The organism is Kitasatospora sp. NPDC088742 (assembly GCF_055584905.1).
In genome coordinates this window covers 1-23,069 of sequence record NZ_JBVJLD010000084.1, presented here as the reverse complement: position 1 = coordinate 23,069, position 23,069 = coordinate 1, and the positions used below count along the sequence as shown (strand labels likewise).

At 70.3% G+C, this 23,069-nt stretch carries 17 protein-coding genes, 2 tRNA genes, 1 pseudogene and 1 riboswitch; of the genes and pseudogenes, 6 read left to right on the top strand and 14 right to left on the bottom strand.

Annotated features, from left to right (window positions below):
* Positions 1 to 155: 155 nt before the first annotated feature.
* The 4 genes from ACZ6ZR_RS37340 to ACZ6ZR_RS37325 form a co-directional block, all read right to left on the bottom strand.
* Positions 156 to 803 (bottom strand): ATP-dependent Clp protease proteolytic subunit, encoded by a 648-nt coding sequence (locus tag ACZ6ZR_RS37340; protein WP_465650274.1) that lies wholly within the window; start codon positions 801 to 803, stop codon positions 156 to 158.
* Between the two features lie 56 nt (positions 804 to 859).
* A complete protein-coding gene (locus tag ACZ6ZR_RS37335; protein WP_465650278.1) occupies positions 860 to 1,477 on the bottom strand; it encodes an ATP-dependent Clp protease proteolytic subunit in 618 nt (205 codons plus the stop codon).
* A 208-nt stretch (positions 1,478 to 1,685) separates the two neighbouring features.
* Positions 1,686 to 3,047, bottom strand: a complete 1,362-nt coding sequence (gene tig / locus ACZ6ZR_RS37330) for a trigger factor (protein WP_465650272.1) — start codon at positions 3,045 to 3,047, stop codon at positions 1,686 to 1,688.
* 338 nt (positions 3,048 to 3,385) lie between these two features.
* A tRNA-Pro gene (locus ACZ6ZR_RS37325) sits at positions 3,386 to 3,459 on the bottom strand.
* A gap of 186 nt (positions 3,460 to 3,645) precedes the next feature.
* Here ACZ6ZR_RS37325 and ACZ6ZR_RS37320 point away from each other — a divergent pair.
* A tRNA-Gly gene (locus ACZ6ZR_RS37320) sits at positions 3,646 to 3,716 on the top strand.
* Between the two features lie 82 nt (positions 3,717 to 3,798).
* Here ACZ6ZR_RS37320 and ACZ6ZR_RS37315 read toward each other — a convergent pair.
* Entirely contained in the window at positions 3,799 to 4,833 is a 1,035-nt protein-coding gene (locus tag ACZ6ZR_RS37315; protein ID WP_465650270.1) for a M23 family metallopeptidase, read from the bottom strand.
* 5 nt (positions 4,834 to 4,838) lie between these two features.
* Positions 4,839 to 4,989: riboswitch (cyclic di-AMP (ydaO/yuaA leader) on the bottom strand.
* 366 nt (positions 4,990 to 5,355) lie between these two features.
* Here ACZ6ZR_RS37315 and ACZ6ZR_RS37310 point away from each other — a divergent pair.
* Positions 5,356 to 6,084, top strand: coding sequence for a DUF6348 family protein (locus ACZ6ZR_RS37310; RefSeq protein ID WP_465650268.1), 729 nt, complete (start codon positions 5,356 to 5,358; stop codon positions 6,082 to 6,084).
* Between the two features lie 37 nt (positions 6,085 to 6,121).
* Here the strand turns inward: ACZ6ZR_RS37310 and ACZ6ZR_RS37305 are convergent, their stop codons facing one another.
* Both ACZ6ZR_RS37305 and ACZ6ZR_RS37300 read right to left on the bottom strand, forming a co-directional pair.
* Positions 6,122 to 6,316 carry a hypothetical protein gene (locus tag ACZ6ZR_RS37305; RefSeq protein WP_396292881.1) on the bottom strand — a complete coding sequence of 65 codons (195 nt, stop codon included), beginning with the start codon at positions 6,314 to 6,316 and terminating at the stop codon, positions 6,122 to 6,124.
* A 336-nt stretch (positions 6,317 to 6,652) separates the two neighbouring features.
* Positions 6,653 to 7,801, bottom strand: coding sequence for a PP2C family protein-serine/threonine phosphatase (locus ACZ6ZR_RS37300; protein WP_465650265.1), 1,149 nt, complete (start codon positions 7,799 to 7,801; stop codon positions 6,653 to 6,655).
* Positions 7,802 to 8,110: 309 nt separating this feature from the next.
* Here ACZ6ZR_RS37300 and ACZ6ZR_RS37295 point away from each other — a divergent pair, with 309 nt between their 5' ends.
* On the top strand, positions 8,111 to 9,388 hold the full coding sequence (locus ACZ6ZR_RS37295) for a GNAT family N-acetyltransferase (protein ID WP_465650263.1): 1,278 nt from the start codon (positions 8,111 to 8,113) through the stop codon (positions 9,386 to 9,388).
* Between the two features lie 147 nt (positions 9,389 to 9,535).
* On the opposite strand, the gene ACZ6ZR_RS37290 is transcribed toward ACZ6ZR_RS37295, so the two are convergent.
* Complete coding sequence (locus ACZ6ZR_RS37290) at positions 9,536 to 10,024, bottom strand: ribose-5-phosphate isomerase (RefSeq protein WP_465650261.1); 489 nt, start codon at positions 10,022 to 10,024, stop codon at positions 9,536 to 9,538.
* 51 nt (positions 10,025 to 10,075) lie between these two features.
* Positions 10,076 to 10,678 (bottom strand): biotin transporter BioY, encoded by a 603-nt coding sequence (locus ACZ6ZR_RS37285; protein ID WP_465650259.1) that lies wholly within the window; start codon positions 10,676 to 10,678, stop codon positions 10,076 to 10,078.
* Between the two features lie 271 nt (positions 10,679 to 10,949).
* On the opposite strand from ACZ6ZR_RS37285, the gene ACZ6ZR_RS37280 reads away from it, so the two are divergent.
* Positions 10,950 to 12,374: an amino acid permease gene (locus tag ACZ6ZR_RS37280; RefSeq protein ID WP_465650257.1), complete on the top strand. Its 1,425-nt coding sequence runs from the start codon at positions 10,950 to 10,952 to the stop codon at positions 12,372 to 12,374.
* 146 nt (positions 12,375 to 12,520) lie between these two features.
* Here the strand turns inward: ACZ6ZR_RS37280 and ACZ6ZR_RS37275 are convergent, their stop codons facing one another.
* Positions 12,521 to 13,153, bottom strand: a complete 633-nt coding sequence (locus tag ACZ6ZR_RS37275; RefSeq protein ID WP_465650255.1) for a mycothiol-dependent nitroreductase Rv2466c family protein — start codon at positions 13,151 to 13,153, stop codon at positions 12,521 to 12,523.
* Between the two features lie 171 nt (positions 13,154 to 13,324).
* Between ACZ6ZR_RS37275 and pepN the strand changes: the two genes are divergently transcribed.
* Complete coding sequence (gene pepN, locus ACZ6ZR_RS37270; RefSeq protein ID WP_465650253.1) at positions 13,325 to 15,889, top strand: aminopeptidase N; 2,565 nt, start codon at positions 13,325 to 13,327, stop codon at positions 15,887 to 15,889.
* Positions 15,890 to 15,947: 58 nt separating this feature from the next.
* On the opposite strand, the gene ACZ6ZR_RS37265 is transcribed toward pepN, so the two are convergent.
* The 4 genes from ACZ6ZR_RS37265 to acnA form a co-directional block, all read right to left on the bottom strand.
* Positions 15,948 to 16,892 carry a carbohydrate ABC transporter permease gene (locus ACZ6ZR_RS37265; protein WP_465650251.1) on the bottom strand — a complete coding sequence of 315 codons (945 nt, stop codon included), beginning with the start codon at positions 16,890 to 16,892 and terminating at the stop codon, positions 15,948 to 15,950.
* Positions 16,893 to 16,905: 13 nt separating this feature from the next.
* Positions 16,906 to 17,838 carry a carbohydrate ABC transporter permease gene (locus tag ACZ6ZR_RS37260; RefSeq protein ID WP_465650276.1) on the bottom strand — a complete coding sequence of 311 codons (933 nt, stop codon included), beginning with the start codon at positions 17,836 to 17,838 and terminating at the stop codon, positions 16,906 to 16,908.
* A 78-nt stretch (positions 17,839 to 17,916) separates the two neighbouring features.
* Positions 17,917 to 19,326 carry an N-acetylglucosamine/diacetylchitobiose ABC transporter substrate-binding protein gene (ngcE, locus tag ACZ6ZR_RS37255; protein ID WP_465650249.1) on the bottom strand — a complete coding sequence of 470 codons (1,410 nt, stop codon included), beginning with the start codon at positions 19,324 to 19,326 and terminating at the stop codon, positions 17,917 to 17,919.
* 494 nt (positions 19,327 to 19,820) lie between these two features.
* Positions 19,821 to 22,466, bottom strand: a complete 2,646-nt coding sequence (acnA, locus tag ACZ6ZR_RS37250; RefSeq protein ID WP_465650247.1) for an aconitate hydratase AcnA — start codon at positions 22,464 to 22,466, stop codon at positions 19,821 to 19,823.
* Between the two features lie 372 nt (positions 22,467 to 22,838).
* Between acnA and ACZ6ZR_RS37245 the strand changes: the two are divergent.
* Positions 22,839 to 23,069, top strand: a pseudogene (locus ACZ6ZR_RS37245) (hypothetical protein); the annotation flags it as partial.

Here is a 23,069-nt window from a genome sequence, read left to right as displayed (position 1 = left end):
TTAACCCCCGTTCCGCCCCCCCCCTGCTTTTCCGCCGGCCCACCCCTCTGCCGCCCCCCGCCCGGGTGTTTTTTTTCAACCCACCGGCGCGGGGTGGGGGGGGGGGGGGGCGCCCGCCCCCCCCCCCCCCCCCCGCCCCAGGAGCCTCAGGGGGCTCAGGAGGTCAGCGAGGACTTCCGGGTGGAGATGATCTGGTCGATCAGGCCGTACTCGAGGGCCTCCTCGGCCGTCAGGATCTTGTCCCGCTCGATGTCCTCACGGACCTGCTCGACCGGCTTGTTGGAGTGCTTCGACAGCATCTCCTCCAGCTGCTCGCGCATCCGGAAGATCTCCCTGGCCTGGATCTCCAGGTCGGAGACCTGGCCGCGGCCGGTCTCCGTGTACGGCTGGTGGATCAGGATGCGGGCGTTCGGCAGCGCCATCCGCTTGCCGGGGGTGCCCGCGGCCAGCAGCACGGCCGCCGCGGAGGCCGCCTGGCCCATGCAGACGGTGGTGATGTCCGGCTTCACGTACTGCATGGTGTCGTAGATCGCGGTGAGCGCCGTGAAGGAGCCGCCGGGCGAGTTGATGTACATCTGGATCTCGCGGTCCGGGTCCATCGACTCCAGGCAGAGCAGCTGCGCCATGATGTCGTTGGCCGAGACGTCGTCCACCTGGGAGCCGAGGAAGATGATGCGCTCCTCGAACAGCTTGGCGTACGGGTCGTACTCGCGGATGCCCTGCGAGGTGCGCTCGACGAAGCGCGGAACGATGTAACGGCCCTCGGCCCGGGGGGCGGTGAGCTCGGTGCGCGCGTTGTACATGGGGTCTTCTGTCCTCCGAAGCGTGACGGTCGGTTGGGTCTGCTGCCGGTGCCGGGTCAGGCGCCGGTGCCGCCGCCGCCGGGGACGTCCGCGGCGCTGTGCATGATCGAGTCGATCAGGCCGTACTCCTTGGCCTCCTCCGGGGTGAACCAGCGGTCCCGGTCGGAGTCCGCGGTGACCCGCTCGAAGGACTGGCCGCTGTGCGCGGCGATCAGCTCGGACATGCGCTTCTTGGTGCGGAGCAGCTGCTCGGCCTGGATCCGGATGTCGGTGGCCGAGCCACCGAGACCGGCCGAGGGCTGGTGCATCAGGATGTTGGCGTTCGGCAGCGAGAAGCGCTTGCCCTTGGCGCCGGCCGTCAGCAGGAACTGGCCCATCGAGGCCGCCATGCCCATCGCGATGGTGACCACGTCGTTCTTGATGTACTGCATGGTGTCGTAGATCGCCATGCCCGCCGTGATCGAGCCGCCCGGCGAGTTGATGTACAGGTAGATGTCCTTCTCCGGGTCTGCGGCCAGGAGGAGGAGCTGGGCGGTGATCTTGTTGGCGATGTCGTCGTCGACCTGCTGGCCGAGGAAGATGATGCGCTCGTTGAGCAGCCGGTTGTAGACCTGGTCCCCCAAGCCGCCGAGCACGTCACCAGCGGCGGCGTGCGGCGCCATCAGGCCAGGCATCTGCATCTGCGGGAACGTCACTTAGCCACCTGCTCAGTCGAATTGTCGCTGTCTATGGACCCTAACGCGCAGGCCCCGCCTCGGAATCCCCCGCGCGGAACTGTTCGCTGTGAGCGCAGGGTCCGGAGCCGGTCACGGGAACGGCCCGGACCCCCCTCGCGGGGCGTCCGGGCCGTTCCCTGACGGTACGTCAGACCGTGCCGAAAGCTCAGGCCTCGGTGGTCTCCGCCGACTCCTCGGTCTCCTCGTCGTCCTCGAAGGAGACGACCTCACCGTTGGTGTCGGTGACCTTGGCCTGCTCGACGACCAGGGCCAGCGCCTTGCCGCGGGCGACCTCGCCGACCAGCAGCGGGACCTGGTTGGCCTGGACGACCTGCTGGGCGAACTGGTCCGGGGTCATGCCGGAGCCGGCCGCGCGGCGGACCAGGTGCTCGGTGAGCTCGTCCTGGTTGACGCCCAGCTTCTCCTTGTCGACGATCTCGTCGAGCACGAACTGGGTCTTGATGCCCTTCTTGGCCTGCTCCTCGGTCTCCTTGGCGTAGTCCTCGAGGGACTTGTCCTGGGTGGCGAGGTAGGTCTCGAGGGTGAGGCCCATCGGCTCGAGCTGGTGGTGCTCGAGGTTGTGCTTGCGGGTCTCGACCTCGTCCTTGAGGAGCTTCTCCGGGTACTCCATCTCGACCAGCTTCAGCAGCTCGTCGAGGACCCGCTCCTGGGCCTGGGTGGCCTGGTCGAACTCACGCATGCGCTCCAGGCGCTTGACGGAGTCGGCCTTCAGGTCCTCCAGGGTGTCGAACTCGCTCGCCAGCTGCGCGAACTCGTCGTCCAGCTCCGGGAGTTCCTTCTCCTGGACGGCGGTGACGGTGACGGTCACCTCGGAGCTCTTGCCGGCCTGGGTGCCGCCCTTGAGCTCGGTGGTGAAGGTCTTGGTCTCGCCGGCCGACAGGCCGACGACGGCCTCGTCGATGCCGTCCAGCAGGCGGCCCGAGCCGATCTCGTAGCTCACGCCGGTGGCGGTGCCGTCCTCCGGCACCTCACCGTCGACCTTGGCCTCCAGGTCGACGATCACGACGTCGCCCTCGGCGGCGGCGCGCTCGACGTCCTTGACCGACGAGAAGCGCTCGCGCAGCTGCTCCAGCGACTTCTCCACGTCGGCGTCCTCGACCACGATCGGGTCGACGGTCACCTCGATGCCGGCGAAGTCGGGCAGGGTGATCTCCGGACGGACGTCGACCTCGGCGATGAAGGTGAGGTCACCGCCGTCGGCCAGGCTCTCGACACCCTGGATGTCGGTGATCTCGGGCTGGCCGAGAACCTCGATCTTGCCCTCGTCGACGGCCTGCGTGTAGAAGCGCGGCAGCGCGTCGTTGACGGCCTCCTCGAGCACGGCGGCACGGCCGAAGCGCTGGTCGATGACCTTGGCCGGGATCTTGCCCTTGCGGAAGCCCGGGACCGAGACCTGCGAGTTGATCTTCTTGTAGGCCGCGTCGAGGCTCGGCTTGAGCTCCTCGAAGGGCACCTCGACGGTGAGTCGAACCCGAGTCGGGTTCAGAGTCTCGACGGCGCTCTTCACGGTTGGGTCTCCTATGGGCTTGCGGTCAGGTTGTCTCCGCCCTTGCCGGCCGGCCTGCGGGCCGGGCGGTGCGGGCGAGACGGGCGATGGGCGGTTGGAGCTGCATCTCCCGTACAGGGGTGGACGGTGAGCTTGACTCCTCGCCCTCGGGCGGTTGACCTGCACGTATCCGCGCAGGGACTACCGCCAGCCGCCCATCCTACCGGTAGCACGAAAGGCGGACGCCAGGGTGCTGCCGCAGGTGCTGCCACACGGATGACGAGGCCCCTCGCGGGAGCCCCCGGACGGCCCCGGGACGCCAACAGGGCCCCGCCCACCGACGAGACCCTGCCGCACTGTCGGGGTGGCCGGATTCGAACCGACGGCCTTCCGCTCCCAAAGCGGACGCGCTACCAAACTGCGCCACACCCCGTGGTGCCGAGAGGAAGCGTACACGCCACCCCCCACCCCCCACGGCCGTTCACCCGGGCGGCCGTTGACCACCTCGGCGGGCCGTCCCGACGTGCCGGAGCGTCAAAGCGGTGTGCGAGCAGGCGATCCGACCAGGTACGCTGACCCTGTTCTCGCGACCGCGTCATGCGGCCGCGTGGCGTCCTGTGCGGGTGTAGCTCAATGGTAGAGCCCCAGTCTTCCAAACTGGTCACGCGAGTTCGATTCTCGTCACCCGCTCCGCAAAGGCTCCGGCCCCCGGTCACTGACCGGGGGCCGGAGCCTTTTGACGTCGTCTCGGACCGTCGGACCGTCAGACGGCTCAGACGTTCACGCCGTGGGCGCGCAGGTAGGAGACCGGGTCGATGTCGGAGCCGTAGGAGGCGCCGGTGCGGATCTCGAAGTGCAGGTGCGGGCCGGTCACGTTGCCGGTGGCACCGGAGAGGCCGATCTGCTGGCCGGCCGAGACGGTCTGGCCGGCCCGGACGCCGATCGAGGAGAGGTGGGCGTACTCGGAGTACTTGCCGTCCGCGTGGCGGATGACGACCTCGTTGCCGTAGGCGCCGCCGTTGCCGGCCGAGACCACGGTGCCGGCCGTGACGGCCTTCACGCTGGTGCCGGTCGAGGCGCGGAAGTCGACACCGGTGTGGTAGCCGCTGGACCAGGAGGAGCCGGAGGCGTGGTACGCGGTGGAGGTGCCGCCGCTGACCGGGGCCACGTAACCGCCGGAGACGACGGTGGCGGAGGTCTCGGCCTTCGGCGCGGCGGCCTTGGGGGCGGCGGCCTTCGGGGTCGCGGCCTTCGGGGTCGCGGCCTGCGGGGCGGCGGCCTTGGGGGCGGCAGCCTTCGGGGCCGGGGTGGAGGCCTTGGAGCGGGACGCCTTGGTGGTGTCCGACTCGGTGCTCTTGGACTGCTGCGGGGCCGGGGTCTGCGCCGGGGCCGGAGCCGGGGTGGCGACGGCGGCCTTGCCCGAGAGGGAGAGGTTCTGGCCCGGGAAGATCAGGTTCGGGTTGCCGCCGACGACGGCCCGGTTGTCCTGGTAGAGCTTCTCCCAGCCGCCCTCGACCTGCTGGGCGGAGGCGATCTTCGAGAGGGTGTCCCCGCTGACCACCTGGTAGGCCTTGACCTCGGCGGCCGGGGCGGCGGCCGGAACCGCGGCGGGCACGACGGCCGGGGCGGCCTCGGTCACCACGGAGGCGACGGCGGCGGCCTCGGGGGCGGCGGCCGGGGTGTGGCTCTGGTGCGCGCTGGCGGCGCTGACCGGGACGGCGAAGGCGGCGCCGACCACACCGGTGGCGACCGCGATGCGGGTCAGACGGGACAGCTGGACGCGACGGTGCTTGCCCTTGACGGACATGGGGCTGGTCCTCTCCGACGCCTGTGAGGTGAGCTGTCGGGTTCGGGCTGGAGATGCCCGGCCGCTGACGCGGCTTCACCCCTAGCCGGACCGGCGTACCGGTACGGCGACTTACCTGTGGGTCCCCCACTCCTGCCATTGCGGTGCTGGTTCGAGGCTCCGGGTGATGGCAGGACTCGGCGTTCCACCCGGTGGGCCCGTCCGGTCGATCCGCCGGACTGGATCCGCAGCTAAGCCCATCGCCCCCGACGCTGGCAACCCCGGGTTGAACGATCAACGACGATCGGGCGGGACCAAAGTCACTCCGGGGTCGGGACCTCCGCCTCAAGCGCCCATGATCGCTGACCCTGAGCCGATCGTCCGTGCACGCAGGGTGTCGAATGCCACGGTCCGGATACGGCTCCGTGCGCTCCGTCGGCAGGCGCCGTGACACCGGTCACGCCGGGCCGATACGCTCGCCGTTCGAGGTTCCCGTTCGAGAACAGAGCGCCGCCGTCCGGGTGGCTGCGAGGAGATCCGCCCGTGCCCCACGAGGAGCGGCTGGCCGTCATACGGCGCGGAGTGGTCCGCGAGATGGCCCGCTTGGGCCTGGAGTTCACCGTGGACGGCGCGGTGGTCCGGGGGCCCGGCACCACCGCGGTGGCGGTCCGCGACCACGCCGAGCGGGGCACCAGCGGGCACGTGGACCTCGGCTACGTCCTCCAACTCGGCCGGGGCGACGGCCCGGTGGTCTGGGACTGCGCGGCCGGCTTCGGCGGCGACGACACCGAGCAGCTCGACAACGCGGTGATGATCTGGGCCGGCACCACCGCCACCGCCGTGCTCCAACTGCTCTCCGGCGACCACGCGTTCAGCACGCCCGAGTTCCCCGGCTGGCGGGTGGTGCAGAGCCCGGCGGCCACCTTCGGCACCGGCTCGGAGCTGCTCGCCGACTGGCTCGCCGGGCAGCACTCCTCCCCCGCCCTGGCCGCCGCCGTGCTGCCGGAGCTGGTGCCCGGTCAGGTGAACGGCGTGAAGCTGTTCTTCGGCGGCAAGGCCGGCCACGACGTGGCCGAGGTGCGGGTGAACGGCCGGGTCAGCAGTGCGGCCTCGCGGGCGCTGCGGGCGCAGGACTGGCCGCGCGGCGAACGGCTCTGCTGGGCGCGGCTGTTCCTGGTGTTCGCGCCCGAGCCCGAGGCACTGCCGGAGCGCATGACTGTCCCCGCACCACCGCGCGGCAGACTCGCGCGCTGGTGGCGTGGGCGGCGCTGACCCGCCGTCGGGCGGGCGCACCGTCGGGCGATCCCGGTCAGCCGGCCACCGAGGAGATGGTTTTGGCGAGCTGACTGAGGAACTCCTGGATGGGCCCGGCCGCCGTGGACTGGCTCAGCATGAAGCCGAACAGCGCGGCGATGATGGCATGACTGGTCTTCAACTGCTTGTTGCGGATGAAGATCACGCAGATGATGCCGAACAGGACCAGGGCTGAGACGGAGAAGGCCACCCGGACTCACTTCCTCTTTCTACGTAGCGAGTGTCGTGGCGGGCCCAATCCCCCGAGCAATCCCCCGGACCCCCCGAGAACCGACCGTCCCACCCGGACTCAGTGTGGTCGTTCGTGCGGACTGCGTAAAGGACTTGCCGTGAGCAGGGCCCGAAGATCCTGCGATGTGAGACGAATTTCCGCCGACCGAGACGATAGCCGGAACGGCCTGACGGTCCGTCGGCAGGGCGGCCCCAGCAGGTAGTTGACCGCTCCCGCCAGTCCTAGATCCACTTGCTGGACTATGCCCCAGGAATGGCCGAAGATCGGCGCCCGGACTTGACATCCACCGGCCGGTCAGCCGCGCCAGAGCAGCAGGACCGCACGGTCGTCGTTGACGTCCTTGGCCACCGACTCGATGAGCTTCACCGCCGAGCCCCGGCCGCCGAGTTGGGCGAACGGCGCGCCGCCGACCAGCCGGTCCGCCTCCCCCATCAGCCGGTCCATGCCCTCCGTCAGGTCGCGGCCGGGCACCTCGACCATGCCGTCGGTGCAGAGCATCAGCACGTCGCCGCGGTCCAGCCGGCCGCGCACGCCCTCGAACTTGGCGCCGTCGTAGACCCCGAGCAGTCCGCCCTCGGGGGCCTCCATCACGTCCCAGCGGCCGGTGCCCGCGTGCCGCTGCATGCCGGGCAGGTGGCCCGCCGAGAGCAGCTCGTACTCCCCGGTGTCCAGGTCGAGCACCAGGTGGACGGCGGTGGCGAAGCCCTCGTCCCAGTCCTGGCGGAGCAGGTAACCGTTGGCCGCCGGGAGGAACTCGTGCGCCGGGAGCGAGCCCAGCAGGCCGCCGAACGCGCCGGAGAGCAGCAGGGCGCGCGAACCGGCGTCCATGCCCTTGCCGGAGACGTCCGCCAGCACCACCTCCAGCACCCGGCGGCCCGGCCCGGTGCGGGACGCCACCACGAAGTCGCCGGAGAAGGACTGGCCGCCGGCCGGGCGCAGCGCCATGTCCGCCGACCAGCCCTCGGGCAGCCCGGGCACCCGGCTCTGCACCCGCAGCCGCTCGCGCAGGTCGAAGAGCATCGAGCCGCCGCCGCGCCAGGGCACCCCGACCCGGCTGCGGAACTGGGCCAGCAGCAGCCCGGCCACCCCGACCGCGCCGACCACCAGCGCGGCACCGGGGGTCACGCCGAAGACATAGGTGTCGGGGTGGTCGCTGGCCACCCGCTCGCCGGTGTGGATCAGTGACTCGACCGAGAGGCCGAGGGCGGCGGCCGCGTAGAGCAGCACCAGCGTGCCCGGCCGCAGCAGCAGCGCCCCGGCCAGGATCGGCAGCACCAGCGCGGTGGGTGGGGCCCAGGCCGGGATCAGCACGTTGAGCAGCACCAACAGCGGGACGGCGGCGAACAGCACCCCGAAGGCGAGCCAGTCGGCCGCGTCCCCGCGGAAGTGGTCCACGGCGGTCCGGCGCAGCACTCGGCGGGCCCGGTACAGCCTGCTGCGCAACCGGGCCGTCCACGGGCCGTCGGCCGCCGATGCGGCCTGGCCCGTGCCAGTCGTCCGGGGCGCGGAGCCCGGCGTGCTGCCAGCCATGGGCCTTGACCTTATCCACCGGCACCGGGTGCCGTCGACGGGTGGGGCGGCGCCGGGCGCGTTCGCGGGTGCGGGTCCAACGGGTTTCGGCCGCCGGGCGGGTGCGGGTCGAGTGCCGGGCGGGTGCGAGGCGGGTGCGGGTGCGGGTGGTGACACTCCGGGGTTGGGTACCCGCCGAATGTCGGTCGCGCACGACGGATGCGGGGTGGTAGCTCTTGGCATATGACCGCCGAACGTACGACTTCTGACGACACGACAGGTGACGGCCTGACCGTCCGCACGCTCACCGCCGAGGATTGGGACCGCTGGTACCGCAACCTCGAGGTGGCCTTCGGCGGTGCCGAGGACCAGCCCGAGGACCGGGCGCTGTGGCGGGAGTTGACCGAACTGGACCGCTCGGTCGGGGTCTGGGACGGAGACCTGCCGGTCGGCGGCGCCGGCGCCTTCACCTTCCGCCTCTCGGTGCCCGGCGGCGCCGTCGTCCCGGCCGCCGGCGTCACCATGGTCGGCGTGCTGCCCACCCACCGGCGGCGCGGCATCCTCAGCCGGCTGATGCGGGACCAGCTCGACGAGGTCCGCGAGCGCGGCGAGGCGCTCGCGGTGCTCACCGCCTCGGAGTCCCCCATCTACGGCCGGTTCGGCTACGGCCTGGGCACCTGGCGGATGGGGGTCACCGTCCCCCGGCGGGTCAAGGTCCGGGCGCCGGTGGAGCGGACGGTCCGGCTGCGGCTGGTCGCACCGGAGTCCGTGCTGGCGGCGTGCGAGGAGCTGTACGCGGAGCTGGTGCCGAAGCGGCCCGGCATGCTGGCGCGGCGGCCCGGCTGGGAGAAGCTGCCGCTGAAGGACGCGCCCGGCGCGCGGGACGGGGCTTCGCCGCTCCAGTGCGTGGTGGCCGAGGACCGGGAGAGCGGGCAGTTGCTGGGCTACGCCCGGTACGCCGTGTCGATGGACTGGAGCAGCTCCGACATCGCCGACGGCACGGTCCGGGTCCGCGACGTGGAGGCCCGGACGCCGGGTGTCTACGCGGCGCTGTGGGAGTTCCTGCTCGACCAGGACCTCTGCGGGCGGGCCACCGTCCGGAACCGTCCGGTGGACGACGCGGTGCTCCATCTGGTCGACGACGCACGGCGGTTGGAGCCGTCGCTGGTGGACGGGATGTACGTGCGGCTGGTGGAGCTCGGGGCGGCGCTCTCGCAGCGGGGGTACGCGGCGGCGGTGGACGTGGTGCTGGAGGTCTCCGACGCGTTCTGTCCGTGGAACGCCGGGCGGTGGCGCCTGCACGGCGACGGGCCGGGCAAGGGCGCGAGCTGCGAGCGGACCTCGGCGCCGGCCGATCTCGTCGTCGACGTCCGGGAGTTGGGGGCGGCCTACCTGGGCGGGGTCCGGCTCTCGGCGCTGGCCTCGGCGGGCCTGGTCACGGAGCTGCGGGACGGCGCCCTGACGGAGGCGACGCGGGCCTTCGCCTCGGACGTCGCACCCTGGCTGCCGCACGGCTTCTGAGGTACGTGGCTGCGCCCCGCGGGGGCGCGGGGAACTGCGCGCAGGGGAAAGGCAGCAGGTGCAACTGGCCGACGGTGGGTCAGTTGCAGGTGAGCCGCCTTCCGATTCGCGCCGTTCCTCGCGCCCCCATTGCCATCACGTTCTCCGTCAGCCCTGCTGGGGGTGGTGGGCCGGGATCGGGGGGAGCTCGCCGGTGGTCTCGTAGTCGGAGAGCATCTCGATGCGGCGGGTGTGGCGCTCGGCGCCGCTGTAGGGGGTGTTGAGGAAGATCTCGACGAAGCGGGTGGACTCCTCGACGGTGTGCATCCGGCCGCCGATGCTGAGGACGTTGGCGTTGTTGTGCTCGCGGCCCAGCTCGGCGGTCTGCTCGCTCCAGGCGAGCGCCGCGCGCACGCCCTTCACCTTGTTGGCGGCGATCGCCTCGCCGTTGCCCGAGCCGCCGATCACGACGCCCAGCGCCTCGGGGTCGGCGGCGGTCCGCTCGGCCGCCCGGAGGCAGAACGGCGGGTAGTCGTCCTCGGCGTCGTAGACGTGCGGGCCGCAGTCGACCGGCTCGTGGCCGTTCTCCTGGAGCCACTTCACGAGGTGGTTCTTGAGGTCGTATCCGGCATGGTCGGAACCCAGGTACACGCGCATGCGTATGAGTGTGGCATGCGGGTGCACCCGGGTCGCCGTCGGTCCGTCAGCTCAGGAGGCGCGTCGCAGCAGCTTCCAGGCGAGCGGCAGGGCGCCCATCGCCAGCAGGACCTTCAGGCCGTCGCCCACCAGGTAGGGGTAGAGGCCGAGTTCGGCCGCGCGGGCCAGCGGGACGCCGAGCGAGACGGCCAGGTAGGGGACGCCGACGGCGTAGATGGCGAGGCTGCCGAGCACCATGGCGCCGGCGGTGCGCAGCGGGCTGCGGTCCGCGCCGCGGCGGGCCAGGGCGCCGACCAGTCCGGCGGCGAGCACGAAGCCGATCACGTAGCCGAGGCTGGGCATCGCGAAGCCGGAGCTGCCCTCGGCGAACCAGGGCATCCCGGCCATGCCGGCCAGCAGGTAGAGGCCGAGCGAGGCGACGCCGCGGCGGGTGCCGAGCGCGGTGCCGACCAGCAGGGCGGCGAAGGTCTGGCCGGTGACGGGGACGGGCGAGCCGGGGACCGGGACGGAGAGCTGGGCGGCCAGGCCGGTGAGGGCGGCGCCGCCGGCGACCAGGGCGAGCTCGCGGGCCTGGGCACCGAGGCGGGTGGCGGCCTGCGGGACGAGGTCGGCGAGGACCGGGGTTCGGCCGGGGAGGGTGGTGGCGGTGGCCATCGGCGGGGCTCCTGTCACTGTGGTGTGGTGATCACTTAGGAACCTATGCCGACCGGGCGGCCGGGGCCGGCGTCGGAACCGGCCAAGGGTGGGCGACCGTGCTTGTCGGAACCATCCTGACTACGACGGATGATGTAGGCGCTCGCTCACTTTCGGTCAGGAAGGTGTCCGGATCGCGGTCTTCGGGGCGCGCGTATTGGCATGTCCAGAAGACCTACCGAATAGTGGACGGATCGTCCCGCAATCCGTACACACGTCTGGACCCACCCTGATGCCGACCCCCTCCTCCCCGCCGACGGTGGAGCCCACCGAGCACGGCTCGGGCGCCACGCCGACCGGTCAGCTCTCGCACGGCCTGAAGCAGCGTCACCTCTCGATGATCGCGCTCGGCGGAGTGATCGGCGCCGGGCTGTTCGTCGGTTCGGGCGCGGGCATCGCGGCCGCCGGCCCCGCCATCGTGCTGGCCTTCGCGCTCTCCGGCCTGCTGGTCATGCTGGTGATGCGGATGCTCGGCGAGATGTCCGCCGCCCGCCCGGCCAGCGGCTCCTTCTCGGTGCACGCCGAGCGGGAGATCGGCCCCTGGGCCGGTCTGACGGTCGGTTGGATGTTCTGGACGCTGCTCTGCGTGGGCGTCGCGGCCGAGGCGATCGGCGCCGCCGGGATCATGGTCAAGTGGTTCCCCGGCTCGCCCAGTTGGGTCTGGGTGGCGCTCTTCATGGCCTTCTTCTGCCTCAGCAACCTGGCCGCGGTGAAGAACTTCGGCGAGTTCGAGTTCTGGTTCGCCGCCGTCAAGGTGCTGGCGATCTCCGCCTTCCTGGTGATCGGCGTGCTCGCCATCTGCGGTGTGCTGCCCGGCACTTCGGCCCCCGGCACGTCCAACCTCACCGGCCAGGGCGGCTTCTTCCCGAACGGCGCCGGCGGCCTGGTCACCGGCCTGCTCGCCTCGGTCTTCGCCTACGGCGGTCTGGAGACCGTCACCATCGCCGCCGCCGAGTCCGAGGACCCGCGGCGCAGCGTGGCCACCGCGGTCCGCACCGCGATGTGGCGGATCGCCCTCTTCTACGTCGGCTCGATGGCGGTCATCGTCACGCTGGTGCCGTGGAACGACCCCGAGGTGGTCTCCAGCGGCCCGTACGTCGCGGTGCTCGACGCGATCGGCTTCCCCGCGGCCGGGCAGGTCATGAACGTGGTGGTGCTGATCGCCCTGCTGTCGGCCATGAACGCCAACATCTACGGGTCCTCGCGGATGGTCTTCTCGCTGGTGCAGCGCGGGCAGGGGCCGAAGGCGCTGGCGCGGGTGCACGGCGGGGTGCCGCGGATCGCGGTGCTGGCCTCGTCGGCGTTCGGGTTCCTCGCGGTGCTGCTCAGCTTCTGGTGGCCGGAGACGATCTTCGCCTGGCTGCTGAACATGGTCGGCGCGGCGGTGCTGGTGGTGTGGGGGTTCATCGCGGTGGCGCAGCTGCGGATGCGGCGGCGGCTGGAGCGGGAGGCCCCGGAGCTGCTCACCGTCCGGATGTGGGCCTTCCCGTACCTCACCTGGGTCGCGCTCGCGGGGGTCGTCACGGTCCTCGGCCTGATGACGCTCGACGCCGACAACCGCACCCAGCTCTACTTCACGGCCGGCCTCGCGGTGGTCCTCTCGGTCATCGGCCTGGTCAAGCAGAAGACCTCAGCCATCACGGGGTCGCAGGGGTAATTGGTCATACCGGGGGCGCGAGGAACTGCGCGCAGGGGAACGGCAGCACCTGCCACCGGCTGACGGTGAGTCAGTTGCAGGTGAGCCGCCTTCCGAAGCGCGCAGGGCCTCGCGCCCCCGGGGCCTCCGGCCCCGAGGCGTCGCGCCTACTCGAACGAGGGGCCGGCCTTGCGGGTGCGCTTGATCTCGTAGAAGCCCGGGGTGGCGGCGACCAGGACGGTGCCGTCCCAGAGGCGGGCGGCGGCCTCGCCGCGGGGGGTGGGGGTGACGACCGGGCCGAAGAAGGCGACGCGGTCGCCGTCGGGGCCGTCGACGGCGATGACCGGGGTGCCGACGTCCTCGCCGACCAGGCCGATGCCCTCCGCGTGGGAGGCCCGCAGGGCGTCGTCGTACTCGGTGGAGTCGGCGGCGTCGGCCAGCTCGGCCGGGAGGCCGGCGGCGACCAGGGCGGCCTCGATGGTGGCGCGCTCGTTGGGCAGGCCCTGGTTGTGGAAGCGGGTGCCCATCTCGGTGTAGAGCGGGCCGAGGACCTTGTCCCCGTGCTGCTGGGCGGCGGCGATCAGGACCCGGACCGGGCCCCAGGCCTTGTCGAGGAACTCGCGGTACTGCTCGGGGAGGTCGCGGCCCTCGTTGAGGACGGCGAGGCTCATCACGTGCCAGCGGGTCTCGACCGGGCGGAGCTGCTCCACCTCGAGCATCCAGCGGGAGGTCATCCAGGCCCAGGGGCAGCCCGGGTCGAACCAGAAGTCGGCGATCTTCTTCGAGTCGGCGGTCGTCACGGAGGCATCCTTCGCAAGGTCGGGGACAGTTCCAACTGAACGCAACACGACGGGGTACCTCACTGATTCCGCCAGTCTGTGCAATAGCACAGGAGCGGGGCCGTGAAAGGATGCCCTCCGGGGCTGACCCCCCGACCGTCACCGTACGAGCGAGACAAAGGAGTACCGCCCGTGCCGGGCAAGAACCTGAGCCGCGAGGAAGCCCAGCAGCGGGCCGCGATCCTCTCCGTGGACAGCTACCGCGTCCACCTCGACCTCACCTCCGCCGTCGACCCGGCGGCCGTGACCTTCCGGTCCACCGCCACCATCGCCTTCCGGTGCTCCGAGCCGGGTGCGGCGAGCTTCGCCGACCTGCTCGCGCCGACGGTCCGCTCCGTCACCCTGAACGGGTCGGCGCTCGACCCGGCCGAGGTCTTCGACGGCACCCGGGTGCGGCTGGCCGGGCTGGCCGCCGAGAACCTGCTGGTGGTGGAGGCGGACTGCTCCTACAGCCGCACCGGCGAGGGCCTGCACCGCTTCGTCGACCCGGTGGACGGCGAGACGTACCTCTACACGCACTACGAGCCGGCCGACGCCCGGCGGGTGTTCGCGAACTTCGAACAGCCCGACCTGAAGGCCCCGTTCACCTTCACGGTGACCGCCCCGGCCGCCTGGGACGTGTACGCCAACGCCGTGCACACCGAGGTGACCGAGGAAGAGGCCGCCCGCACCTGGCGGTTCGCGCCGACGCAGCCGATCTCCACCTACCTGACCGCCGTGGTGGCCGGCCCGTACCACGTCGAACGGGACCACTACAGCCGGGAGTTGAAGGACGGCTCGACGCTGGAGATCCCGCTCGCGGCGACCTGCCGCAAGTCGCTGGCCAAGTACTTCGACGCGGACGAGATCTTCACCGTCACGAAGCAGGGCCTGGACTTCTTCCACACCGAGTTCGACTACCCGTACCCGTTCGGGAAGTACGACCAGTGCTTCGTGCCGGAGTACAACATCGGCGCGATGGAGAACCCGGGCTGCGTGACCTTCCGGGAGGAGTTCGTCTACCGGTCGAAGGTCACCGAGGCCGCGTACGAGAGCCGGGCCAACGTCATCCTGCACGAGATGGCGCACATGTGGTTCGGCGACCTGGTCACCATGAAGTGGTGGGACGACCTCTGGCTGAAGGAGTCCTTCGCGGACTTCATGGGCTCCTACGGCCTGATCGGCGCGGGCACCAAGTACACCGCCGCCTGGATCACCTTCGCCAACCGGCGCAAGGCCTGGGCGTACCGGCAGGACCAGTTCCCGACCACCCACCCGATCACGGCCGACATCCGTGACCTGGAGGACGCCAAGCTCAACTTCGACGGCATCACCTACGCCAAGGGCGCCTCGGTGCTCAAGCAGCTGGTGGCGTACGTCGGCGCGGAGGCGTTCTTCGAGGGCGCCCGCCAGTACTTCAAGCGGCACGCCTTCGGGAACACGGTGCTGGACGACCTGCTGGTGGCGCTGGAGGAGACCAGCGGACGGGACCTCAGGTCCTGGGCCGCCGCCTGGCTGCAGACCTCCGGGGTGAACGTGCTGACCCCGCAGCTCACCGTGGACGCCGAGGGCCGGATCACCGAGCTGGCCGTGCTCCAGGACGGCGAGCCGGCGCGTCCGCACCGGATCGCGGTCGGCCTCTACGAGCGGGACACCGACGGCGCGCTGGTGCGCACCGAGCGGGTCGAGCTGGACGTCACCGGCGCCCGCACCGTGGTGGCGGAGCTGGCCGGGAAGCCGCGCCCGGCGCTGGTGCTGCTGAACGACGACGACCTGACGTACTGCAAGGTCCGCTTCGACGACCGCTCGCTGGCCACCCTGCGCGAGGCCCTCGGCGAGATCGACCAGCCGCTGAGCCGGGCGCTGGCCTGGTCCGCGGTCTGGAACCTGACCCGGGACGGGCTGATGCCGGCCCGCGACTACCTCGGCCTGGTGGACCGCTTCGCCGGCAGCGAGTCGGACATCGGTGTGCTGCAGTCGCTGCACCAGCAGTCCCGGGCGGCGCTCGACCTGTACGCCGCGCCGGAGTACCGGGGCGAGGGCGGGCGCCTGCTGGCCGCCTGCGCGCTGCGCGAGCTGCGCGCCGCCGAGCCGGGCAGCGACCACCAGCTGGCCTGGGCCCGCTTCCTGGCGCTGACCGCCGACGGGGCCGAGCACCTCCAGCTGGTCGAGGGCCTGCTGGCCGGCAGCGCCCGGATCGACGGCCTGACGGTCGACCAGGAGCTGCGCTGGTCGCTCCGGTTGGCGCTGGCCTCGGCCGGCCGGGCCACCGAGGAGCAGCTGAACGGCGAGCTGGAGCTGGACAACACCGCCAGCGGGCGCCAGCACCTGACGCACTGTCTGGCCGCGCTGCCCACCCCGGCGGCCAAGGCCACCGCCTGGTCCGCCGTGCTGGACTCCGACGAGCTGCCGAACGCGCTGGTCGAGGCCCAGATCGCGGGCTTCGCGCAGGCCGGGCAGCGGGAGCTGACCGCCGGGTACGCCGCGCCGTACTTCGAGCGGATCGAGGGGGTCTGGGCGCAGCGCTCGATCGAGATCGCGATGCGGATCGTGAGCGGCTTCTTCCCGCGCTTCCAGACCGACGAGGCCACCCTGGCCGCCACCGACGCCTGGCTGGCCGGGCATCCGCAGGCCGCTCCGGCGCTGCGCCGCCTGGTGCTGGAGTGCCGGGACGACCTGGCCCGCGCGCTGCGGGCACAGGCCGCCGACCGGGGCTGACGGTACGCCGAGGGGCCCGGTCCGTTCCCGGACCGGGCCCCTCGGGTGTCGTTCGCGACTACTTCAGGGTGGCCGAGGTCAGACCGGCCTGCACCTGACGCTGGAAGGAGAGGTACACCACCAGCACCGGCAGCATGGCGATCGTCATGCCGGCGAACAGCGCCGGGGCGTCGCTCTTGTAGCCGGACTGCAGGGCCAGGTTGACCAGGCCCTGGGCCAGCATCGAGTGGTCGGCCTCGCCCGCGGTGGTGGGCTGCATCAGGGTGACCGGGAGGATGTACTGGTTCCACTGGCCCAGCACGTTGAAGATGCCGACGCTGATCAGGCCCGGCTTCGCCATCGGCACCATGACCTGGAAGAACGCCCGGGTGTGCGAGCAGCCGTCCAGCATCGCGGCCTCGTGCACCGCGCCCGGCAGGGTGCGGAAGAACGAGTACATGAAGAACACGGTGAACGGCAGCGAGTACGCGACGTACACCAGGATCAGGCCGGCGTAGCTGTTCAGGCCGAGGTACGGCGAGATCTCACCGAGGTTGCGGACCATGAAGAACAGCGGCACCAGGGCCAGGTAGACCGGGAACATCGAGCCGGCCACGAAGAAGTAGTAGATGACCCGGTTGCCCTTGAACTCGTACCGGGCCAGCACGTAGGCGGCCATCGAGCCGAACAGCATGGTCAGGGTGACCGAGCCGGCCAGCACGATGAGCGTGTTCACGAAGAACCCGCCGATGCCCTTCTCCCAGGCCCGGCCGAAGGCGTCGAAGCCGAAGGACTCGGGCCAGCTCCAGGCGGAGCCGTTGATCTGGGAGTCGGTCTTGAAGGAGCCGAGCACCACCCAGGCCAGCGGCAGGACGATCATGACCGCCCAGATCGCCAGGAAGCCGTGCGAGAAGACGTTCAGGACCTTGCCGTCCTCGCCGAAGCGCCGGCCACGGTCCGGGGCGGCCTTGCCGCCGGTGCGGAGCTGACCGGGAACCTTCGCGGTCTTGTCGAGAGTCGCCATCAGGGGTCCCCGCTCAGTACTCGATCTTGTCGCGCTTGGTGGCCCAGAGCGAGACGACGGTCAGGATCAGCGTGAAGAAGAAGATCACCACGCCCATGGCACACGCGTACCCGGCCTCGCCGTTGCGCAGGAAGCTGCGCATCAGGTAGGTCGAGATCAGCTCGGAGTGGTGGTCGGGGCCACCGCCGAAGTAGGCGCCGGGGGTGATCGAGGCGACCAGGGCGAAGGCGTCCATGGCGACGATCGCCAGGTAGACCCAGGCGGTCTGGACCGTCTCCCAGAGCAGCGGGAGGGTGATCCGGAAGAAGGTCTGGCCGCGCTTGGCGCCGTCCAGCAGGGCCGCCTCGTAGATGTCCCTCGGGATCGACTGCATCGAGGCGGAGAACAGCACCAGGTAGAAGCCGACGCCGGACCAGACCAGCACCGCGAGCACGCACCACATGACCATGTCCGGGTCGGACAGCCACTGCACCGGGTCGGCGGCGGTGGCCAGGCCCAGCTTGATCAGGATGCCGTTGGCCAGACCGCTCTTGTCGGTGCGGTAGACCGCGCCCCAGAGCACCGCGAGGATCGCGATGGAGAGCACCTGGGGGAAGAAGAAGACCACCTTGTAGAAGCCAGCGCCCTTCACCCCCTGGACGCCACCGGTGCCGCCCTTGCCGCCGACGTTGAGCATGAAGGCGAAGAACAGCGCGATCAGGATCGTCACGACGGGCAGCAGCACCAGCAGCATCAGGTTGTGCAGCAGGGCGTTGCCGAAGACCTCATCACCGAAGAGCTTCGTGTAGTTGTCCAGGCCGACGAAGTTCATCTCCTGGCTCGCCCCTGACCAGTCGGTCAGGGAGTATCCGAAGGTCTGCGCGTACGGCCAGAGCACGAGGCCCACGTACAGCAGGATCGGAAGAAAGAGGAACCCCACGATGAAGGGGTACTTGCCGTGACGCATCGTCACTTCTCCTGTCCGTCAGGCGGACGCCCCGGGGGAGGTTCGGGTCCCCCGGGGCGCTGTGGTGATACCGGCCGGTCAGGCGGTCTTGTTCTTGGTGGCCGACTCCTTGGCGCGCTTGATCCACTCCGCCGGAGTGATGCGCTTGGCCATCAGCTCGCCGGAGGCGTTCTGCAGGTCCTCGTCGAACTTGGAGGCGGTGTTCGGGTACTGGAAGTTGAAGGTGTTGTCACCGGCCGCCTTGAGCGCGACGACGGTCGAGGCGGTGCCCGGCTTCAGCTTGACCTCGGGGCCGACGCCGTCCTTGAGGCAGGTGAGGCTGTTGGCGGTCTGGGCGAAGCTCGCCGAGGCCTCCTTGGTCAGCATCTTGCGCAGGAACTCCAGGCCGCCGGCCACGTTCTTGGCCTTGGACGGGACGATGAAGGGCTCGCCGGAACCGGCCCGCATGGCCTCGAACGGCAGCTTGTCGCCGGGCAGCGACGGCATCGTCAGGAACTTCATGTCGAAGTCCGCCGGGGTGGTCGGCAGCTGCTCGTTCTCCAGCCAGGAGCCGGAGGGGATGAAGGCGGCCTTGTACTGGTTCCACGCGGTCTGCGACTCGGTGTGGGTCATGCCGTTGGTGCCGGGGAGCAGGAAGTCCTTGTCGACGATCTGGAAGAACGCGTCGACCACGGTCTTGACGGCCGGGTCGTCCCAGGCGGCGGCGTCGAGCGCGTCGATCCGCTTCATGAGGTCCAGGCCGCCCTGCTTGGCGATCATGTCCATCATGACGACGTTGATGTAGTACGGGTACTTGCCCTGGTGGGCGACCGGGGCGATGCCCTTGGCCTTGATCTGCTCGCACAGGGTGATGAACTCGGCCCAGGTCTTCGGGGCGGTCCAGCCGTTGTCCTTGAAGAGCTTGCCGGAGTACCAGAAGCCCCAGACGGTGTAGACGTAGGACAGGTTGTAGACCTTGCCCTTGACCGTGCCGGACTCGATCGTGCCGGGCATCAGCACGTCGCGGATCTTCTTGGACGGGTCGTCGATGTACGGCGAGTCCAGCAGCGGGGCCAGGTCGGTGAGCTGGTTGGACTCGGCGAGGACGTCCAGCTTCATCTGCTTGGCGCCCGAGTCGTCGATGACGTCCGGCGGGGAGCCGGCGTTGAAGCGCGGCTGGAGCTTGCCGGTGATGTCCTTGTCGGCCTGGTGGTTGATCTTCGCGCCCGGGAACGCCTTCGAGTACATCGTCTCGAAGGCCTTGGCGTACTCGTTGCCGTAGCCACCGTCGAAGATGAAGACCTCGAGGCCGTCCGCGTCCTTGACGCCGAACGGGTTCTTGGCGTCGGACAGGTTGAAGCCGCCGGCCGCCTTGGCGCCCTTGTCGGCGCTGCCGCCGGTGCCACCGGCACAGGCGGTGAGCAGCGAGCCGCTGCCGGCCGCGAGCACGGCCACGGCGGCCGCCCGCTTGAACAGATCGCGACGGTTGTACTCGGTTGCAGAGCCCATGAGTGCCCTAACCCCTCGGTGTCCAGAAGATGCGTGCAGGAGCTGACTGACCGTCAATTCCTGTCGGGTGAGGCGCGCCTAGCGGCCAAGGGGCCGGTCAGAGGCGGTTTCCGTGATGCGCAAAGGTATAGTCCACTGTTCATCTGGCGGCAATAGCCGGACCGCCCGATGTGACTCGTGGGAGCCAAAGCGTTGTCGGCGGTGCAGCATGTGCAATGTGCAGGGAGCCTGCATATTTGCCCGGGAGCCCCGTCGGCAAGCAGAAATCTAGCGCGCTTGTGTTCGTTTGAACATAGAAATGCGCAGCTTCGCGCATCACAGAACAGTGACGCGCGAAGCCGCGCGGTGGGCATCCCGACCCGGAATGACGCTACGTCAGTACTTCATGCCCTTGTCAAGGGCCTTCACCCGCCCCGATCGGTGAGCCGGGCGTGGGCGGACGCACGAGGGGCCCGGACCGCTTGTGCGGTCCGGGCCCCTCGGGGTCGGTCAGGTCAGCCGATCAGGCTGCGCAGCACGTACTGCAGGATGCCGCCGTTGCGGTAGTAGTCCGCCTCACCGGGGGTGTCGATGCGGACGACCGCGTCGAACTCCACGTCCCCCGCCTTGACCTTGACGGTCTTCGGGGTGCGGCCCTCGTTGAGCTCGGTCACGCCGGTGAAGGAGAAGGTCTCCTCGCCGGTCAGGCCGAGGGACTCGGCGTTCTGGCCCTCCGGGAACTGCAGCGGGAGGACGCCCATGCCGATCAGGTTCGAGCGGTGGATGCGCTCGTAGGACTCGGCGATGACGGCCTTGACGCCGAGCAGCGCGGTGCCCTTGGCGGCCCAGTCGCGGGACGAGCCCGAGCCGTACTCCTTGCCGGCCAGGACGACCAGCGGGATGCCGGCGGCCTGGTAGTTCTGCGAGGCGTCGTAGATGAACGACACCGGCGCGTCGGCCTGGGTGAAGTCGCGGGTGTAGCCGCCCTCGGTGCCCTCGGCGATCTGGTTCCGCAGGCGGATGTTGGCGAAGGTGCCGCGGATCATCACCTCGTGGTTGCCACGACGGGAACCGTACGAGTTGAAGTCGCGCTTCTCCACACCGTTCTCGGTGAGGTACTGCGCGGCCGGGGTGCCCGGCTTGATGTTGCCGGCCGGGGAGATGTGGTCGGTGGTGACCGAGTCGCCCAGCTTGGCCAGCACGCGGGCGCCGGCGATGTCGTTCACCGGGCTCGGGGTCTTGGCCATGCCCTCGAAGTACGGGGGCTTCCGGACGTAGGTGGACTCGGCGTCCCACTCGAAGGTGTTGCCGGTCGGGACCGGGAGCGACTGCCAGCGGTGGTCGCCGGCGAAGACGTCCTGGTAGCCGTTGGTGAACATCTCCTCGTCGATGGAGCCGGCGACGGTGTCGGCGACCTCCTGCTCGGACGGCCAGATGTCGGCGAGGAAGACGTCGTTGCCGTCGGCGTCCTGGCCCAGGGCGTCCCGGGTGATGTCGACGTTCATGTTGCCGGCGAGGGCGTAGGCGACCACCAGCGGCGGGGAGGCCAGGTAGTTCATCTTGACGTCCGGGTTGATCCGGCCCTCGAAGTTGCGGTTGCCCGAGAGCACCGAGACGACCGCGAGGTCGGCCTCGTTCACCGCGGCGGAGACCTCCTCGGGCAGCGGGCCCGAGTTGCCGATGCAGGTGACGCAGCCGTAGCCGACCAGGTTGAAGCCCAGCTTCTCCATGTAGGGGAGGACGCCGGCCTTCTCGTAGTAGTCCATGACGACCTTGGACCCGGGGGCCAGGGTGGTCTTGACCCACGGCTTGACCGTGAGGCCCTTCTCGACGGCCTTCTTCGCCAGCAGGGCGGCGCCCAGCATGACGGAGGGGTTCGAGGTGTTGGTGCAGGAGGTGATCGAGGCGATCACGACCGCGCCGTTGTCGATCTGGTACTGCGAGCCGTCGGGGGCGGTCACCGCGGTCGGCTTGCTGGCCTCGGCGGAGTACGCCGGGAGCGCCTCGGCGAACTTCGAGGCGGCCTCGGCCAGGACCACGCGGTCCTGAGGGCGCTTCGGGCCGGAGATCGACGGGACGACGGTGGAGACGTCCAGCTCGAGGTACTCGGAGTAGGCCGGCTCGTGGGCCGGGTTGTGCCAGAGACCCTGCTCCTTGGCGTACGCCTCGACCAGGGCGAGCTGCTGCTCGTCGCGGCCGGTGAGCTTCAGGTAGTTGATGGTCTCGGCGTCGATCGGGAAGATCGCACAGGTCGAGCCGAACTCCGGCGACATGTTGCCGATGGTGGCGCGGTTGGCCAGCGGGATGGAGCCGATGCCGTCGCCGTAGAACTCGACGAACTTGCCGACCACACCGTGCTTGCGCAGCATCTCGGTGATGGTGAGCACCAGGTCGGTGGCGGTGGTGCCGGCCGGCAGCTCACCGGTCAGCTTGAAGCCGACCACGCGCGGGATCAGCATGGAGACCGGCTGGCCGAGCATCGCGGCCTCGGCCTCGATGCCGCCGACGCCCCAGCCCAGCACGCCCAGGCCGTTGACCATGGTGGTGTGCGAGTCGGTGCCGACGCAGGTGTCGGGGTAGGCCTGGCCGTTGCGGACCATGACGGTGCGGGCCAGGTGCTCGATGTTCACCTGGTGCACGATGCCGGTGCCGGGCGGGACGACCTTGAACTCGTCGAACGCGGTCTGGCCCCAGCGCAGGAACTGGTAGCGCTCCTTGTTGCGGCCGTACTCGATCTCGACGTTCTGGACGAAGGCGTCCGGGGTGCCGAACTTGTCCGCGATGACGGAGTGGTCGATGACCAGCTCGGCCGGGGCGAGCGGGTTGATCTTCGCCGGGTCGCCGCCCAGCTCCTTCACGGCCTCGCGCATGGTGGCCAGGTCGACCACGCAGGGGACACCGGTGAAGTCCTGCATGATCACGCGGGCCGGCGTGAACTGGATCTCCTCGCTCGGCTGGGCGTTCTCGTCCCAGTTCCCGAGCGCACTGATGTGGTCGGCGGTGATGTTCGCGCCGTCCTCGGTGCGGAGCAGGTTCTCCAGCAGGACCTTGAGGCTGTACGGCAGCCGCTCGGAACCCTCGACGGCGGAGAGCTTGAAGATCTCGTACGACTCGTCGCCCACCTGCAGCGAGCTGCGGGCGTCGAAGCTGTTCGCGGACACGACTGACTCCTTCTGGTCCTTCTGGATCCACCCGGTGGTAAGGTGACCCTAACTTGGGCCTGGCCGCCACCTTGGGAGGCGTACGCCTCTCGGCAAGTATCTTGACGTCAAGATAGATCCTAGCGCGGAGTTATCTCGATGTCGAGATAAACCATAGTGCATGGGTGCGCCGTCTCCGCGTCAGGCATGCCCCTATCTGACAGCCGTCCGCGCGCGCCTGTCCAAAGTTCTGCTCCGACCGCCGTGACACAACATCAGGTCCCCCTCGTACGGGTGACTTCGGCGGGTCCCGGCTAGCGCCGGGCGGGGCGGGGCGCGATCAACTGGCAGCTTGGGGGCGGACGTCCGCCCCTAGAGCCGAGAGGCCCCGCCATGCCCGCCGCCCCCACCCTGGCCGCGCTCGCGCTGCTGCCCGCCACCGTCCTGCCGTGCACCACGGTGGAGGCGGCCTTCGACCGGCCCGACGGGATCGTGCCCGCCACCGCCGTGAGCTTCGCCCCGGAGGCCGTGCCCTACGGCGCGGCCGTGCGGGTCGTGGTGGAGCGCGCCGGCGGCACCACCACCGTCTCGATGGAGGTGGACGGGCTGACGCCCGGTCACACC

Excerpts from the sequence above, each read along its gene's own strand:
- ACZ6ZR_RS37340 (WP_465650274.1), bottom strand. The coding sequence starts at position 803 with ATGTACAACGCGCGCACCGAGCTCACCGCCCCCCGGGCCGAGGGCCGT.
- ACZ6ZR_RS37265 (WP_465650251.1), bottom strand. The coding sequence starts at position 16,892 with ATGGCGACTCTCGACAAGACCGCGAAGGTTCCCGGTCAGCTCCGCACC.
- ACZ6ZR_RS37280 (WP_465650257.1), top strand. The coding sequence starts at position 10,950 with ATGCCGACCCCCTCCTCCCCGCCGACGGTGGAGCCCACCGAGCACGGC.
- ACZ6ZR_RS37260 (WP_465650276.1), bottom strand. The coding sequence starts at position 17,838 with ATGCGTCACGGCAAGTACCCCTTCATCGTGGGGTTCCTCTTTCTTCCG.
- ACZ6ZR_RS37335 (WP_465650278.1), bottom strand. The coding sequence starts at position 1,477 with ATGCCTGGCCTGATGGCGCCGCACGCCGCCGCTGGTGACGTGCTCGGC.
- ngcE (WP_465650249.1), bottom strand. The coding sequence starts at position 19,326 with ATGGGCTCTGCAACCGAGTACAACCGTCGCGATCTGTTCAAGCGGGCG.
- ACZ6ZR_RS37285 (WP_465650259.1), bottom strand. The coding sequence starts at position 10,678 with ATGGCCACCGCCACCACCCTCCCCGGCCGAACCCCGGTCCTCGCCGAC.
- ACZ6ZR_RS37295 (WP_465650263.1), top strand. The coding sequence starts at position 8,111 with ATGACCGCCGAACGTACGACTTCTGACGACACGACAGGTGACGGCCTG.
- ACZ6ZR_RS37290 (WP_465650261.1), bottom strand. The coding sequence starts at position 10,024 with ATGCGCGTGTACCTGGGTTCCGACCATGCCGGATACGACCTCAAGAAC.
- ACZ6ZR_RS37315 (WP_465650270.1), bottom strand. The coding sequence starts at position 4,833 with ATGTCCGTCAAGGGCAAGCACCGTCGCGTCCAGCTGTCCCGTCTGACC.